Annotated in this window: 13 protein-coding genes; 6 read left to right on the top strand and 7 right to left on the bottom strand. The window is 74.6% G+C overall.

All coding sequences use genetic code 11. The features are described 5' to 3' along the window. Positions 1–39: 39 nt before the first annotated feature. Complete coding sequence (locus tag OIE51_RS19925) at positions 40–1917, bottom strand: AMP-dependent synthetase/ligase (RefSeq protein WP_326599099.1); 1878 nt, start codon at positions 1915–1917, stop codon at positions 40–42. Between the two features lie 99 nt (positions 1918–2016). Continuing rightward, positions 2017–3876, bottom strand: coding sequence for a translation elongation factor 4 (lepA, locus tag OIE51_RS19920; RefSeq protein ID WP_326599098.1), 1860 nt, complete (start codon positions 3874–3876; stop codon positions 2017–2019). 198 nt (positions 3877–4074) lie between these two features. Between lepA and rpsT the strand changes: the two genes are divergently transcribed. From rpsT to OIE51_RS19905, 3 genes are all read left to right on the top strand, one after another. Next, positions 4075–4341 (top strand): 30S ribosomal protein S20, encoded by a 267-nt coding sequence (gene rpsT, locus OIE51_RS19915; protein ID WP_326599097.1) that lies wholly within the window; start codon positions 4075–4077, stop codon positions 4339–4341. A gap of 221 nt (positions 4342–4562) precedes the next feature. Then, the gene (locus tag OIE51_RS19910) at positions 4563–4904 is read left to right on the top strand and encodes a hypothetical protein (protein ID WP_326599096.1); all 342 of its coding nucleotides are present in this window, start codon (positions 4563–4565) and stop codon (positions 4902–4904) included. A 15-nt stretch (positions 4905–4919) separates the two neighbouring features. Beyond that, the gene (locus OIE51_RS19905) at positions 4920–5420 is read left to right on the top strand and encodes a hypothetical protein (RefSeq protein WP_326599095.1); all 501 of its coding nucleotides are present in this window, start codon (positions 4920–4922) and stop codon (positions 5418–5420) included. Between the two features lie 7 nt (positions 5421–5427). Here OIE51_RS19905 and holA read toward each other — a convergent pair whose 3' ends face one another. After that, complete coding sequence (gene holA / locus OIE51_RS19900; RefSeq protein ID WP_326599094.1) at positions 5428–6414, bottom strand: DNA polymerase III subunit delta; 987 nt, start codon at positions 6412–6414, stop codon at positions 5428–5430. Positions 6415–6460: 46 nt separating this feature from the next. On the opposite strand from holA, the gene OIE51_RS19895 reads away from it, so the two are divergent. Further along, positions 6461–6706, top strand: a complete 246-nt coding sequence (locus OIE51_RS19895; protein ID WP_326599093.1) for a hypothetical protein — start codon at positions 6461–6463, stop codon at positions 6704–6706. Positions 6707–7269: 563 nt separating this feature from the next. Here the strand turns inward: OIE51_RS19895 and OIE51_RS19890 are convergent. Both OIE51_RS19890 and OIE51_RS19885 read right to left on the bottom strand, forming a co-directional pair. Beyond that, a complete protein-coding gene (locus OIE51_RS19890; RefSeq protein WP_326599092.1) occupies positions 7270–9768 on the bottom strand; it encodes a ComEC/Rec2 family competence protein in 2499 nt (832 codons plus the stop codon). Next, positions 9755–10639, bottom strand: a complete 885-nt coding sequence (locus OIE51_RS19885) for a ComEA family DNA-binding protein (RefSeq protein ID WP_326599091.1) — start codon at positions 10637–10639, stop codon at positions 9755–9757. Before OIE51_RS19885 ends, OIE51_RS19890 begins: the two co-directional genes overlap by 14 nt. A gap of 224 nt (positions 10640–10863) precedes the next feature. On the opposite strand from OIE51_RS19885, the gene OIE51_RS19880 reads away from it, so the two are divergent. Both OIE51_RS19880 and OIE51_RS19875 read left to right on the top strand, forming a co-directional pair. Then, positions 10864–11826: a hypothetical protein gene (locus OIE51_RS19880; protein WP_326599090.1), complete on the top strand. Its 963-nt coding sequence runs from the start codon at positions 10864–10866 to the stop codon at positions 11824–11826. 127 nt (positions 11827–11953) lie between these two features. Continuing rightward, complete coding sequence (locus OIE51_RS19875) at positions 11954–13063, top strand: hypothetical protein (protein WP_326599089.1); 1110 nt, start codon at positions 11954–11956, stop codon at positions 13061–13063. A 46-nt stretch (positions 13064–13109) separates the two neighbouring features. Here the strand turns inward: OIE51_RS19875 and OIE51_RS19870 are convergent, their stop codons facing one another. After that, positions 13110–13955, bottom strand: a complete 846-nt coding sequence (locus tag OIE51_RS19870; RefSeq protein ID WP_326599088.1) for a DegV family protein — start codon at positions 13953–13955, stop codon at positions 13110–13112. Positions 13956–14091: 136 nt separating this feature from the next. Then, positions 14092–14727, bottom strand: a complete 636-nt coding sequence (locus OIE51_RS19865) for a hypothetical protein (protein WP_326599087.1) — start codon at positions 14725–14727, stop codon at positions 14092–14094. Positions 14728–14736: the final 9 nt, after the last annotated feature.

Below are 14736 nucleotides of genomic sequence, written 5' to 3'. Positions count from 1 at the left end.
GGGCGGACGGACGGGCGGGCGGAGAAGGGCCCGGTGGCGTCACGCCACCGGCTTGTACATCTCCTCGATCAAGTGGCCGAACTCCCGCTCCACCACCGGCCGCTTCAGCTTCAGACTCGGGGTCAGATCGCCGTGCTCGACGTCGAGCTCACGGGGCAGCAGCTGGAACTGCTTCACCGTCTGCCAGCGCTGGAGCCCCGAGTTCAGCTCCTCGACGTACCCCTCGATGAGCTGCCGCGTCTTGCCGTTCGCGACCACCTCGGCGTACTCGCCGGCGATGCCGTTCTCCGCCGCCCAGGCCATGATCGCCTGACTGTCCAGCGCGATCAGCGCCGCGCAGTACTTCCGGCCCGACCCGACGACGACCAGCGACGACACGTACGGACACACCGCCTTGAAGCGGCCCTCGATCTCGGTCGGCGCCACGTACTTGCCGCCGTCCGTCTTGAAGAGGTCCTTCTTCCGGTCGGTGATCCGCAGGTACCCGTCGTCCGACAGCTCACCGATGTCCCCGGTGTGGAACCAGCCGTCCGCCTCCAGCACCTCGGCCGTCTTCTCCGGCAGGCCGTGGTAGCCCTGCATGATGCCGGGGCCGCGCATCAGGATCTCGCCGTCCTCCGCGATCCGCACCTCGTTGCCCGGCAGCGGCTTGCCTATCGTGCCGGTGCGGAACCCCTGCCACGGGTTGACGGAGCTGGCGGCGGCGGACTCGGTGAGACCGTAGCCCTCCAGGATCGGGATGCCCGCGCCGCAGAAGAAGTACGCGATGTCGGGGGAGAGCGCCGCGGAACCGGACACGCAGCCCCGGAGCCGGCCGCCGAAGGCGTCCCGCAGCTTCTTGTAGACCAGCCGGTCCGCGACGGCGTGCTTGGCCGCGAGCCGCGCGGGCACCGACTCCTTGCCGGTGCGCCGGAAGTTCTCCTGCGAGACCCTGGCGTACTCGCGGGCGACCTCGGCCGCCCACGAGAAGATCTTGGACTTGGCGCCACCCGCCGCCTTGGCCTTCGCCGCGACGCCGTTGTAGACGCGCTCGAAGATGCGCGGCACCGCGCACATGGTGGTGGGCCGCACCACCGGAAGGTTCTCGATGATCTTGTCGACCCGGCCGTCCACGGACATCACATGCCCGATCACGATGTGGGCGGACAGCAGCATCTTGCCGAAGACGTGGGCCAGCGGCAGCCACAGGTACTGGTCGTCGTCCTCCACCACCAGCTCGATCGCCTGGACGGCCAGCCCCATGTAGGACCAGGTGTCCTGGCTCAGCCGCACGCCCTTGGGGCGCCCGGTGGTGCCCGAGGTGTAGATGAGCGTGGCAAGCTGGTCGGCGCGCAGCCCGGCCACGGTCTCCCGCACGCAGTCGGGGTTCTTCTCCAGGTACGCCGCGCCGCGCTCGGCCAGGTCGGCCAGGGAGAGCACCCAGCCCTCCGGGTCGCCCTCGGCGGCCAGCGCGTCGGCGGGGTCGATCACCACGACGTGCCGGAGGTCGGGGAGCTCGGCGCGCCGCGCGCGGGCCTTGGCGAGCTGGGCCGCGTCCTCGGCGAACAGCACCTGGGAGCCGGAGTCGGCCAGGATGAACGCGGTCTCGTCCTCGTCGGTCTGCGGGTAGACGGTGGTGGTGGCCGCACCCGCGCACATGACGCCCAGGTCGGAGAGCACCCAGTCCACGCTGGTGGCGCCGGCGATCGCCACCCGGGCCTCCGGGCGGACCCCGAGATCCATCAGGCCGGCCGCGATGGCGAAGACCCGCTCGGCCGCCTCGGCCCAGGTGTAGGCCCGCCAGTCGTCAGGGCCGCTCGCCGCCGACGGCACCGGATAGCGGAACGCCGTCCGCTCGGGTGTGGCCTCGACCCGCTCCAGAAAGAGGTGCGCCACCGACGGCGGCCGGTTGTTGAGCGAATACTGCTTCTCGGTCACGACTTCCTCCGGGTGCCGCGCTGCAACGGGGGTAACTCACGAGTAACCTCGGGTGGCGTTCAGAGTAAAGGTCACGGGCGCCCGTTTGTAAGGGGGTGACTATTTCTTGTTCTTCGCGTCACTTCCGTCGGAGTCGGAGGAGAGAGCGGCGATGAACGCCTCCTGGGGCACCTCGACGCGGCCGACCATCTTCATCCGCTTCTTGCCCTCCTTCTGCTTCTCCAGCAGCTTCCGCTTCCGCGAGATGTCGCCGCCGTAGCACTTGGAGAGGACGTCCTTGCGGATCGCGCGCACGGTCTCGCGGGCGATCACCCGGGATCCGATCGCGGCCTGGATGGGCACCTCGAACTGCTGCCTGGGGATCAGCTCGCGCAGCTTGGCGGCCATCTTGACGCCGTAGGCGTACGCCTTGTCCTTGTGCACGATCGCGGAGAAGGCGTCCACCTTGTCGCCGTGCAGCAGGATGTCGACCTTGACCAGGGCGGCGGCCTGCTCGCCGACGGGCTCGTAGTCCAGCGAGGCGTAGCCCCGGGTCTTGGACTTCAGCGCGTCGAAGAAGTCGAAGACGATCTCCGCCAGCGGCAGCGTGTAGCGCAGCTCGACGCGCTCCTCGGAGAGGTAGTCCATGCCCCGCATGGCGCCGCGCCGGGTCTGGCACAGCTCCATGATCGCGCCGATGAACTCGCTGGGCGCGATCAGGGTGGCGCGCACCACGGGCTCGCGGACCTCGGCGATCTTGCCGTCGGGGTACTCACTCGGGTTGGTGACCGTGTGCTCGGAGCCGTCCTCCATGACCACCTGGTAGACGACGTTGGGCGCGGTGGCGATCAGGTCGAGGCCGAACTCGCGCTCCAGGCGCTCCCGGACGACCTCCAGATGCAGCAGGCCGAGGAAGCCGACGCGGAAGCCGAAGCCGAGCGCGGCGGACGTCTCCGGCTCGTACACCAGGGCGGCGTCGTTGAGCTGGAGTTTCTCCAGGGCGTCGCGCAGCGCCGGGTACTCGGAGCCGTCGATCGGGTAGAGCCCGGAGAACACCATGGGCTTGGGGTCCTTGTAGCCGCCGAGCGGCACGGTCGCCCCGTGGCGCTGCGCGGTGATCGTGTCACCGACCTTGGACTGCCGCACGTCCTTCACGCCGGTGATCAGATAGCCCACCTCGCCGACGGCCAAGCCGTCGGCCGGGGTCATCTCCGGTGAGCTGACGCCGATCTCCAGCAGCTCGTGGGTGGCGCCGGTGGACATCATCTGGATGCGCTCGCGCTTGCCGAGCCGGCCGTCGACGACCTTCACATAGGTCACGACGCCCCGGTAGGCGTCGTACACCGAGTCGAAGATCATCGCGCGGGCGGGCGCGTCCGCCTCGCCGACCGGGGCGGGGACCAGGCGGACCACCTCGTCCAGCAGCTCGGCGACGCCCTCACCGGTCTTGGCGGAGACGCGCAGCACGTCACCCGGGTCGCAGCCGATGAGGTGGGCGAGCTCGCCGGCGAACTTGTCGGGCTGGGCGGCGGGCAGGTCGATCTTGTTGAGCACGGGGATGATCGTGAGGTCGTTCTCCATCGCCAGGTAGAGGTTGGCGAGGGTCTGCGCCTCGATGCCCTGGGCGGCGTCGACCAGCAGCACACACCCCTCGCACGCGGCCAGCGAGCGGGAGACCTCGTAGGTGAAGTCGACGTGACCCGGGGTGTCGATCATGTTCAGCACGTGCGCCGTGCCCCCGGCCGCCCAGGGCATGCGGACGGCCTGGGACTTGATGGTGATGCCCCGCTCGCGCTCGATGTCCATGCGGTCGAGATACTGGGCACGCATCTGGCGCTGCTCGACGACGCCGGTGAGCTGGAGCATCCGGTCGGCGAGCGTCGACTTGCCGTGGTCGATGTGCGCGATGATGCAGAAGTTGCGGAGGAGAGCCGGGTCGGTGCGGCTCGGCTCCGGCGCGTTCGAGGGGATCGCGGGCACGCGGGGTCCTGTCGGGTCATGGCTGTGGGTCGCTTGGTCGCTCCCATCGTCCCATGCGGGCGGGGCTCCTCCGGATTGGGAGCGGGGCGGGGGCCGCTGGTACGCTGGCCCACTGTGTCTTGTCGGGGTCTTGTCGGGGTCCTGTCGGGGTCCTGCCAGGGCGCACCCACTTCCGTAAAAACCTGAGAAGGCTCATTCGTGGCGAACATCAAGTCCCAGATCAAGCGGATCAAGACGAACGAGAAGGCGCGTCTGCGGAACCAGGCCGTCAAGTCCGAGGTCAAGACCGCCGTCCGGCGTGCCCGCGAGGCCGCCGCGGCCGGTGACTACGAGCAGGCCGAGGCCGCGCGCCGGGAGGCCGCCCGCAAGCTCGACAAGGCCGTGAGCAAGGGCGTCCTGCACCCGAACAACGCCGCCAACAAGAAGTCCGCGCTGGCCGCGCAGGTCAACGCGCTCCAGAGCTGAGCCCCTTCCGGGCGCGCCGCCCGGAGAGCCTCGCTCATCACCGGTCCGGTTCCCGCGGCCCCTCTCTCCGCTCCGGCCGGCGTGCTCCGGCACCGCGTTGATCCCAAACGTTCGCCACGCGGGCGCGGTGCCCACAGTCGGGCGCATATCTTTCGCAAGGCCCCTCTCCGCCCTTCCCCGGTGGTCTGGGGCCTTCGCGCTGAACGCGGTACGTTGCCGCCATGTCGACACCGGGGGGACCGCCGCCCACCCCCTACCCGCCGTCCGGCGGCGGGCAGCAGCCGCGACCGTACGGGCCCGCGCCGAACGCGGGTTACGGAGGCCACGGGGGCCACGGGGCCGGCGGCGGCCCGCCGGGGCCGGGCGGCGGCTACGGGCCGCTGATGCCGCCCTCGCCCGGTGGGCCGGGGGGCGGCGGCGCGCGGGGCGGGACGTCCGGCTGGCTGTGCGGACTCGGCGGAGTGGTGCTCGCCTCCGCCGCGCAGGGCGGAGCGCTGTTCGCCACCGGGGTGACCGGCGCCTCGGACGACCCCGTGCTGGACTATGCCTTCGCCGAGGACTGATGCGCCGAGGCCGACATGACGGCCTTCGAGGACGACTACGACCCGTCGCCGGACGGGGAGCCGGCGTCCCGTTCGTTCGCGAGCGAGGATCTCGACCTCGGGCACTGCGAGGTCAGCCTGTCCCCCGCCGGGGCCGGCGCCGACGCATACGAGCTGGTCCACGTGTCGTACGACGCCTCCTGGCACAAGGGCAGCGACCCGGCCGGGGAGTTCGCCGCCCACGCCGAGTCCTACGCGCAGTACAACGACGACCCCGCCTGCTCGTCCTACACGTATGAGACCGAGCCGGTCGACGGCTTGGGCGACGAGGCGTACATCGTCTACGGCTCCGACATCACCGACTCCACGCTGAGCTGGGTCACCCTCTCCGTCCGCGACGGCTGGTTCACCTCCTCGGTGACGTGGAACTCGCTGGTCACCGGCGAGGAATACGTGAACGTGGCCAGCCGGGACCGCGTCACCGAGACGCTGGTGGCCGCCTCCGACGCCACGCTGCGCGCGCTCCGGGAGGGCTGAAGACCACTCAGCGCGACCGGGCGGCCCGCGCGATGGCGACCACGGCCTTCTCCAGCGCGTACGCCGGATCGTCGCCGCCGCCCTTGACCGCCGCGTCGGCGTCGGCGACCGCGCGCACCGCGACCGCCACCCCGTCCGCCGACCAGCCGCGCATCTGCTGCCGGACGCGGTCGATCTTCCACGGCGGCATGCCCAGCTCGCGCGCCAGATCGGCCTGGCGCATGCCGCCGGGGGCCGAGGCCAGCTTGCCGATGGCCCGCACGCCCTGGGCGAGGGCGCTGGTGACGAGGACGGGCGCGACCCCGGTGGCCAGCGCCCAGCGCAGCGCCTCCAGGGCGTCGGCGGTCCGGCCTTCGACGGCACGGTCGGCGACGGTGAAGCTGGACGCCTCGGCACGGCCCGTGTAATAGCGCGCGACGACCGCCTCGTCCACGGCTCCCTCGACGTCGGCGGCGAGCTGGGCGCAGGCCGAGGCCAGCTCCCGCAGATCGCTGCCGATGGCGTCGACCAGCGCCTGGCAGGCACCGGGCGTGGCGCTGCGACCGGCCGCGCGGAACTCGGTCCGGGCGAACGCCAGCCGGTCGGCCGGCTTGGTCATCTTGGGACAGGGGACCTCCCGGGCACCGGCCTTGCGGGCCGCGTCGAGGAGGCCCTTGCCCTTGGCGCCGCCCGCGTGCAGCAGGACGAGGCTGATCTCCTCGATGGGCGCCGCCAGATACGCCTTGATGTCCTTGACCGTGTCCGCCGTCAGATCGTGCGCCTGCCGGACGATCACCACCTTGCGCTCGGAGAACAGCGACGGGCTGGTGATCTCGGCGAGCGTGCCGGGCTGCAGCTCGCCCGCGGCGAGGTCGCGCACGTCGGTGTCGGCGTCGGCGGCCCGCGCGGCGGCGACCACGTCCCGCACGACGCGGTCGAGCAGCAGGTCCTCCTGGCCGACGGCGAGGGTGACGGCGGCGAGAAGGTCGTCCGCGCTGGTCGTTCTGGCAGCCATGCGCCCCAGCATCCCACGCGCCTGTGACAGCGTTCAGAATGGCCGGGTGACCGACGCGCGACACATCCTGGTGCTGCCGGACCGCGACACCGCCGAGGACGTGGCGGCCGAGCTGACCGAGCGGCTCGGCCTGCCGGACGAGCCCCGGCCGGTCCGCGAGGCCCTGGCCGGGGAGGACGACGCCGAGGACGCCCAGTGGCTGGTGGTCCTGGACGGCCTGCCGGACGGCTGCGACACGGCGGCGCTCGCGGAGCTGGCCGAGGCGTACGACGGCTGGCTGGAGACCGACTAGGCACCGGGGACCGGTCCCGTCCAGGCCGTCCGCCCGATGTCCGGCCGCCGCCTCCGGCCCATCGTGACCGATCGGCGATCGAGAAGGCCCCCCACGGGACGGCGCGGCGCGGGCGGGACGTGCTGCGACGGCTGACGGAGGACGAGGACCTCCGGATGTCCCACGGCCGACCGGAACGGTGAGCCGTGACTGGTGCCGCTGTCGTTCGTCTGGCACGAGGGGACGCTGCTGGTCGGCACGCGGGCCACCAACCCGCCGCGGTCAACGTCTGGGAGACCGGCAGGGCTGTCATCTCGCTCGGCCACACCAGGGACGTGGTGGTCATCGAGGCGGACGCCGAGGCGCTCACCAGCGACGCCATCACCGAGGCGGAGGGCGATGCCTTTGCCAGCAAGCTGAACTGGCCCGCCAGGGGCCGCCCGGCCTGGGCGTTCATCCGCTTCCGCCCCCGCGCCGTCCGCGCCTGGCGGGAGGAGAACGAGCCGGCCGGGCGGCACCTGACGGCCGACGGTGACTGGCTGGTCCGAGCCCGGCCCGGACGGCGGCCGGGCCCGCGCGGCGGCTCACTCGCGAGTGTGGCCACGCGGCCCCTCCGGTGTCCCGGTGACGGCGAGCGCGCCGTGGGTGTCCGTCCTGAGCACCGCCGCGCCCGCCGCCTCCAGTGCCGCCAGCGTGGCCGGGGCGGGGTGGCCATACGTGTTCTCCGCGCCGGAGGAGATGAGCGCCAGCCGGGGGCGCAGCCGCTCCAGCAGCGGCGGATGCTGCGCCGCCGAGCCGTGATGGGCGACCTTCACCACGTCCACCGCCGACAGTCCGGGACGCTCGGCCAGCAGCCGCTCCTGGGCGAGCGGCTCCAGATCGCCGGGCAGGAAGACGGTCAGCTCCCCGGCCCGGACCAGCAGCGTGACGCTCGCGTCGTTCGCCTCCAGCCCGGCCGCCTCCGCCGCCGATGGCGGCCACAACACCTCCCAGCTCAGCCCGTCGCCGACGCCGCCCCGCTCCCCCGGCACGGTCGGCACCACTGGCACGCCCGCCCGGGCCGCCACCCGCTCGACGAACTCCGCCTGATCCGGGGCGTCCCGCACGGTGGACGTCTGGATGGCGCCCACCGCCCGACCCGCCAACACCCCCGGCAGCCCGGCCACATGGTCGGCGTGGAAGTGCGTCAGCACCAGCAGCGGCACCCGCCGGACGCCCAGCTCCCGCAGACAGCGGTCCACCGCCGCCGGCTCCGGCCCGGCGTCCACGACCACCGCCTGGCCGCTCCCGGCGGACAGCACCAGCGCGTCGCCCTGCCCCACATCGCAGACCACCAGCCGCCAGCCGGGCGGTGGCCAGCCGGTGAGCAGCCGGGTGACCGGGGGCGGGCGCAGGACCGCCAGCAGAACCAGCAGCACGCACAGCGCCGACAGCCAGGGTCGCCCCGGCAGGCGCCGCGCCAGCGCCGGCGCGGCCAGACCGGCGGCCAGCAACAGCGCGGCGCCGCGCCAGCCGCCGGGCCAGCCCAGCTCCGCCCCGGGCAGCCCCGCGCCGCCTCTGGCCACGACGGCGATCCAGCGCGTGGGCCAACTCGCCGCCCACGCCAGGGCGGTGGCGACCGGCATCGAGACCGGCGCGGCGACCAGCGCGAGCCAGCCCAGCACCACGACCGGCGCGACGGCGGGCTCCGCCAGCAAGTTGCACGGGATGGCCACGAGGCTGAGGCTCGACGCGAAGACGGTGACGACCGGCGCGCACACCAGATGGGCCGCCGCCGCCACCGCCAGCCCCTCGGCGAGCCGGGCGGGCACCCCGCGCCGCCGCAGCGCCAGGCTCCAGCCCGGCGCGACGGTGAGCAGGGCACCGGTCGCCAGCACGGAGAGCAGGAAGCCGAACGAACGGGCCAGCGCCGGGTCGTACAGCACCAGCAGCAGCACGGCCGCGGCCAGGGCGGGCAGCAGCGAACGGCGCCGCCCGGTGGCGACGGCCAGCAGCGCGATGCCGCCGCACACCGCCGCCCGCAGCACGCTGGGCTCCGGCCGGCACACCAGGAGGAACACCACGACCAGCCCGCCGCCCGCAGCGGCCGTTGCACGCAGCGGCAGCCCCAGGCGCCCGGCCAGCCCGCCCCGCTCCGCGCGCGACGCGGTGGCCGGTCGGCCGATCAACACCGCCAGCATGATGGCGAGATGGCTGCCGCTCACCACGATGGCGTGGGTCAGCCCCGTCGCTCGCACGGCCTCCATCAGCTCGGGCGGGATGCCCGAGTCGTCGCCGACGACCAGGGCGGGCAGCAGCGCCCGGGCGTCGCCCGGCAGCCCCTCGGCGGCCTCCCGCAGCCCGGCCCGCAGCCGCCCGGCGAACCGCTGCGGCCCGCTGGGTCCCCCGGCCACCTCCGGCGGCCCGGCCTCGCCCACCCGGAGCACGGCGGCGACCTCAGCCTCACGGCCGGGCAGCGGCGCCACCACCGCGGCCCGGACCCGCAGCCGGGTCGAGGGCAGCAACTCCCGCCACTCTCCCTGGCGTTCGGCCTCCTGACCGTCGACCTCGACCACCACCAGCACCGGGCTGCGGACGGCCCGCTCGGCGCCTCCGGCGCCGATCCGGGTCGCCTCGGCGGCCAGCACGACCGGCCCCGGCCCGCCACCCGGCCGCGACTCGGTGGCCCGGGGGTCGGCGGTGAGGGTGACCTCGGCAGTGACCCGCTGCCCGACCAGCCCCGGCAGCGGCCCGCCGCGCACCCCCGCCCGGTGCAGCCCGGCCGCCCCGGCGCCCGCCGCCGCGCACAGCAGCACCATGACGAAGGCCACCGCCACCGGCCGCACCGGCCGCGACCCCCCGGTCGGCCACCGGGCCCGGACCAGGACGGTCACCGCGGCGAGCAGGCAGAGGCCCACGCAGCAGGCGGTGACCCGCCCCGGCGCGCCCAGCGCCACGGCCGCCGCCGCCCAGGCCGCCACCGCGGGCGGCACCAGCCGCAGGTCACCGGGGAGCTTCTGCCTCGGATGCGCCGCGCCCAGCCGGTGGCCCGAGGCGGCGTGCACGGGATGCCGCCCGGCCGCCGGCCGGTCAGAGACTGACACGGTCCCTGATGTCGGCCAGCCTGCGCTCGCCGATCCCGGAGACCTCGCTGAGCTGGTCGACGGAGGTGAAGCCGCCGTTCTCCTCGCGATAACCGACGATGTGCTCCGCCAGCACCGGCCCGATGCCGGGCAGGGTCTGCAACTGCTCGGCCGTGGCCGCGTTCAGACTGACCAGGCCCCCGCCCGGCGCGCCGCCCAGGGCACCGCCCGCCGCCGTGTCCCCGGCCGGTGCGGCGAGCGCCTCGGCGCCGAACAGGATCTGCTCCCCGTCGACCAGGGGCCGGGCCCGGTTGAGTCCCAGGGTCTCCGCGCCCGGCTCGGCACCGCCCGCCGCCTCGATCGCGTCCGCCACCCGGGACCCGGCGGGCAGCGTGTAGAGACCGGGCTCGCGCACCTCGCCCGTCACGTCGACCACCACCTCGGCGGGCACCTCCGCCGACGGCGACGCGACGGGCGACGCCACGGCGGGCACCTCCCGCTCGGCGACGGGCACCGGCCGGGGCCGCCCCGTCCAGTAGTGATGAAGGGCGAACACGGCCGCCACCAGGAGCACCACGGACAGCGCGGCCAGCGTCCGCGCCTCCATCCCGCACCGCGACCGGACCCACGACGGCAGCCGCTCCCCCGCGGCCAGCCGCCCCCGCCGCCACAGGGACAGCCGCTCCCCGGGCTCGGCCGGCGTCTCCGCCACCTCCCCGGGGGACCGCGCCACCACCTCCCCGGGGGGCCGAGCCGCCGACGTCCCCGGCCCGCGCACCCGCTCCTCCCAGGCCGCCGGGGTCAGCTCGCCCGTCGTCCATGTCAGCCCCGCCGGGAACAGCACCGCCGCGCGCGTCCGCGTCAGCGCCGCCCGCGCCTCGCGGGCGCGCACCGGCCGGCGCCCCGGTCCTCTGCCGGCCGGGCCGGACCCGGCTCCCCGCCTGCCTACTCGCCTTGTCTCCATGCCTCTTGACGCTAGAGCCCGCCAACGCCCCACGGCGGCCCACGGCCGGATCTGTGGACAACCACGGCTCTGTGGAAAACTTCGTCACCGAGGTGAGTACACCTGGGCCCGAGGACTTGTGCGCCCCTCACACAAGGGCAGAGGATCGCTCCATGACCACGCACGCCGTCCGCCCCGACACCGAAGTCCGGTGTCCCACGGCGGTGTGGCGTGCCCTGATGGTCCTCCTCCTGCTCGGCGGAGCCCTGTTCCTGGCCGTCCTGTTCGCGGGATCGGCACACGCCGACGAGTCCGACGACCTGCCGCCCGCGCTGGTCACGGTGTGGGACGCGCCCGCGCCCGCGCCGCCGAAGGAGCCGGTGCCCGGCGCGGTCCGGTCCGCCACCGCGACGGAAGCCACCGACACGGCGGCCGAGCCGGTCCCCACGGCACCTGGCCCGGCGGAAGCCGACCCCACGGCACCTGGCCCGGCGGAAGCCGACCCCGCGGCACCTGGCCCGGCGGAAGCCGTGGAGGGGGCCCCGGACCGGGCCCCGGTCGAGTCATCCCTGCCCGGGATAGCGGACATAGCCCGGGTGGCCGAGGCGGCGCCCAGGGTGCTTGAGCCCGTGGTGACGAGCCTGACGGACCAGCTGCCGCCGGTGCGCGTCTCCCTGCCGTCCCCCTCCCCGCCCTCCGGGCAGGCACCGGCCGAGGCCGGCGACCGCGCCGAGGACCACGACACCGGCACTCCGGACGGCCGCGACCGGGCCGCCGCCGAGCGCACCGAGCGCGAGGACCGGTCCGGAGAGCCCGGATTCGGCCCACCGGTGCCCGACCCCGATCCGCTCGCCGAGCGGTCGTCCGCCGCCGAGCGGGCCACGGCCCCGCCGCCCGCCGCGACAGCCGGGCCCGGCGGCCCGGCAGGTGGCGACGGCCACCCGTCGCCGTTCCCCTCCCGGGACCACACCGCCGACCCCGGGCGGTGTGTCTGCGACCAGACCCCGCGCGGCGTCGACCAGCCGACCGCGCTGCCGACCGGCCACCCACTGCTCTCCGGTGAGGATCAGCCCCCCACGGGGCCGGACCACCCCCTGCGCGACCGCCCGCACGGCGTTCTGGCACTCCCGGGCTGACCCGGCACCACGCGCTCCTCGCGCGTGCGTTCCGATCACCATCAGCCCGAGAAGCAGGACAGAGAGCACATCAGATGTTCATATCCCGCGAAAATCCGGCGCACCGCCCCACTCTTGTGGAGGCGCCGTGAAGAAGTCCGCCGAGGAAGTCATCCACATACTGGTGGCCTACGACGCCACCCAATGCGCGCACGCGGCGGCCAGGATCGTCGGGTGCGACCCGAAGACCGTCCGCCGCTATGTGGCGGCCCGCGACACCGGCCGCCCGGTGGCCGCCCCCATCCGCCGCCCCCGGCTCACCGACATGTACGTGGAGAAGGTCGAGGAGTGGGTCGACCGCTCCCAGGGGCGCCTGAGCGCGGCCCGTGCCCATGAGCGCCTGCGGAGCCTGGGGTTCGACGGCACGGACCGCACCACCCGGCGCCTCGTGGCCGAGGCCAAGGCCCGATGGCGGGCCGGGGTCCGCCGCACCTACCGGCCATGGGTCCCTGAGCCCGGTCTGTGGCTGGAGTTCCGCTGGACCCAGGGCCCGACCGTGCCGGGCCCGGACGGGCAGCCGCGCCGGACGTCGCTGTTCCACGCCTGGCTGCCCTGGTCGCGATTCCGCGTCGTGATCCCGGCGTGGGACCGCACGCTCCCGTCGCTGGTCTGCTGCCTGGACACCGCGCTGCGCGCCATGGGCGGCGTCCCGGAGCACCTGCTGACGGCGCCCGGCGCCGGAATCGGCATCCGGCACTCCGACCTCGCCGAGGTCGGCCTGCACTACGGCGCCCAGGCTCGGGCGCGCGTTCCGTACAGCCCGGCCTCCATGGACGACGGCAGGTGGGCCGAGATCCGGATCGCGCCGGGCGACCTGGTGCCCATCGGCACCGATCTGCGCCAGCGCTACACCTCGTTCGGCGCGCTGCGCTCGGCCTGCGCGCTGTTCACCGAGCGGGTGAACAGCGGGAACGAGCGGATCACCATGGAGCGCCGCCGCCTGCGTCCGGTGCCGTCCGAGCCGTGCGCGCTCGCCCTCGGCCGGCGGCGGACGGTGGACGGCGACCGCGCCATCGCGTACGGGGCGCGGCGCTACCCGCTGCCGCCGAGCCTGGTCGGCCGCGACGTCTGGATCCGCGCGGTGGACGGGGAGCTCGTCGTCGTCGCCGACCTGGCCGGCCCGACCCGGCTGGCGGAGGTGGCACGCCACCGGCTGCCCGCCCGGACCGCGCGGGAGCGGATGTCCCGCGTGGGCTGAGGGCGCGGGCCGGCCGCCGGACCTCCGGCGGCCGGCCCGCCCGGGCTCACCTCGGTGAGACGACCACGCCCAGCAGTCCGGGGCCGGTGTGCGCGCCGAGCACCGCGCCCACCTCACTCACGTGCAGCTCCGCGAGCCCCGGCAGGCGCCGACTGAGCCGCTCGGCCAGTTGGGCCGCCCGTTCTCCCGCCGCCACGTGGTGCACCGCGATGTCGACGGGTCCCGCTCCCGCGTGGTCGACCGCCAGCTCCTCCAGCCGCGCGATGGCCTTCCCCGCCGTCCGCACCTTCTCCCGCAACTCGATGCGGCCCTCGGTCAGTTCGAGCAGTGGCTTGACCGCGAGCGCCGAGCCGAGCAGCGCCTGTGCGGCGCCGATCCGGCCGCCGCGCCGCAGATGTTCCAGGGTGTCGACGTAGAAGTAGGCACGGGTGGCCTCGGCCCGCTTCACCGCGCCCGCCACCGCCTCGTCCAGCGTGCCGCCGACCGCCGTCACCTCGGCCGCAGCCAGCACGGCGAAACCCAGCGCCATCGCGACCATCCCGCTGTCCACCACCCGCACCGGCACCGGCGCCGCACGCGCCGCGACCACCGCCGCGTCGTAGGTGCCGGAGATCTCCGAGGACAGATGCAGCGAGACGATGCCCGTCGCGCCCGCCTCGGCCGCCGCCCGGTAGGCCGCCGCGAACATCGACGGCCCCGGCCGCGACGTCGTCACCGGCTGCCGCTGCCGCAGCGCCTGCTCCAGCCTCCGCCCCGCCTCCTCGGTGCCGTCCTCCAGCGCCTCCCGGCCCAGCACCACCGTCAGCGGCACCACCCGGATCGCGTGGCTCTCGATCGCCGCCCGCGGCAGGTAGGCCGTGGAATCGGTGACGATGACGAGAGAGCGGGACATAGAACGGAGACTAGCGGAGCCGTCCCCGGCCCCCGGCAGAGCACCGGCCCGGACGCGCGTCCGGCATGTGACGGACGCCGCCGGTAAAAGCCCAACTCCCCACACCGCACGGCGACGCGGGCCGTCCCGGACGGGCTCAGTCCGCGTCCTCGACCGCCTTGCGCTCGGCCGCCCGCTCGGCCGCCCGCTCGGCCGCTCGATCCGCCGCCCGATCGGCTGGCGGGTCGGTCACCGGCGACCAGTGCCGCAGCGCGTTCGACTCGAGCGCGATCTGCTGGTGCAGGGAGTCCAGGCCCGCGGTGCCGTCGTGACGCGCCCGGTCCTGGGCGGCCTGGCGCAGCGAGTCCGCGGACGAACGGATACGCTCCGCCCGCCGCCGCAGATCCGGCAGGCGGGCGGCGACACGGGCCCGGTCGGGCTCGGCCGCCATCAGCAGGGCCAGCTCGCCGTCCAGCCGCTCCCCGTGCTCGGCGAGCTGGTCCAGCAAACCCAGGGCCTCGCGCAGCGCCGGATCCCGCTCGGCGCCCGCGAGCAGCGTGCCGCGCGTGCTGTCCAGCGAGCTCCGCAGCTCCCGGCGCATCCGCGCCATCTCACCCACCACGCCCGGCTGGGCGGCCCGCGCGGTGAGCGCGGCGTCGGTCAGCGTGCGACGCACCTCCCGCCGGGCGCGCGTGATGCCGCGTCTGGCGGCGCGCACACCGCGCACCACCACCGCGACGAAGACGCCGAACACGACCAGGGACAGCGCGAGCAGAGCGATAGCTATCTCCATGAATCCCCA

The organism is Streptomyces sp. NBC_01803, from assembly GCF_035917415.1.
Lineage (GTDB): Bacteria > Actinomycetota > Actinomycetes > Streptomycetales > Streptomycetaceae > Streptomyces.
The sequence above is the reverse complement of the archived record's forward strand: the minus strand, read 5'-3'. Positions and strand labels throughout refer to the sequence as shown.

Excerpts from the sequence above, each read along its gene's own strand:
- OIE51_RS19905 (WP_326599095.1), top strand. The coding sequence starts at position 4,920 with ATGACGGCCTTCGAGGACGACTACGACCCGTCGCCGGACGGGGAGCCG.
- OIE51_RS19870 (WP_326599088.1), bottom strand. The coding sequence starts at position 13,955 with ATGTCCCGCTCTCTCGTCATCGTCACCGATTCCACGGCCTACCTGCCG.
- OIE51_RS19865 (WP_326599087.1), bottom strand. The coding sequence starts at position 14,727 with ATGGAGATAGCTATCGCTCTGCTCGCGCTGTCCCTGGTCGTGTTCGGC.
- holA (WP_326599094.1), bottom strand. The coding sequence starts at position 6,414 with ATGGCTGCCAGAACGACCAGCGCGGACGACCTTCTCGCCGCCGTCACC.
- OIE51_RS19910 (WP_326599096.1), top strand. The coding sequence starts at position 4,563 with ATGTCGACACCGGGGGGACCGCCGCCCACCCCCTACCCGCCGTCCGGC.
- OIE51_RS19880 (WP_326599090.1), top strand. The coding sequence starts at position 10,864 with ATGACCACGCACGCCGTCCGCCCCGACACCGAAGTCCGGTGTCCCACG.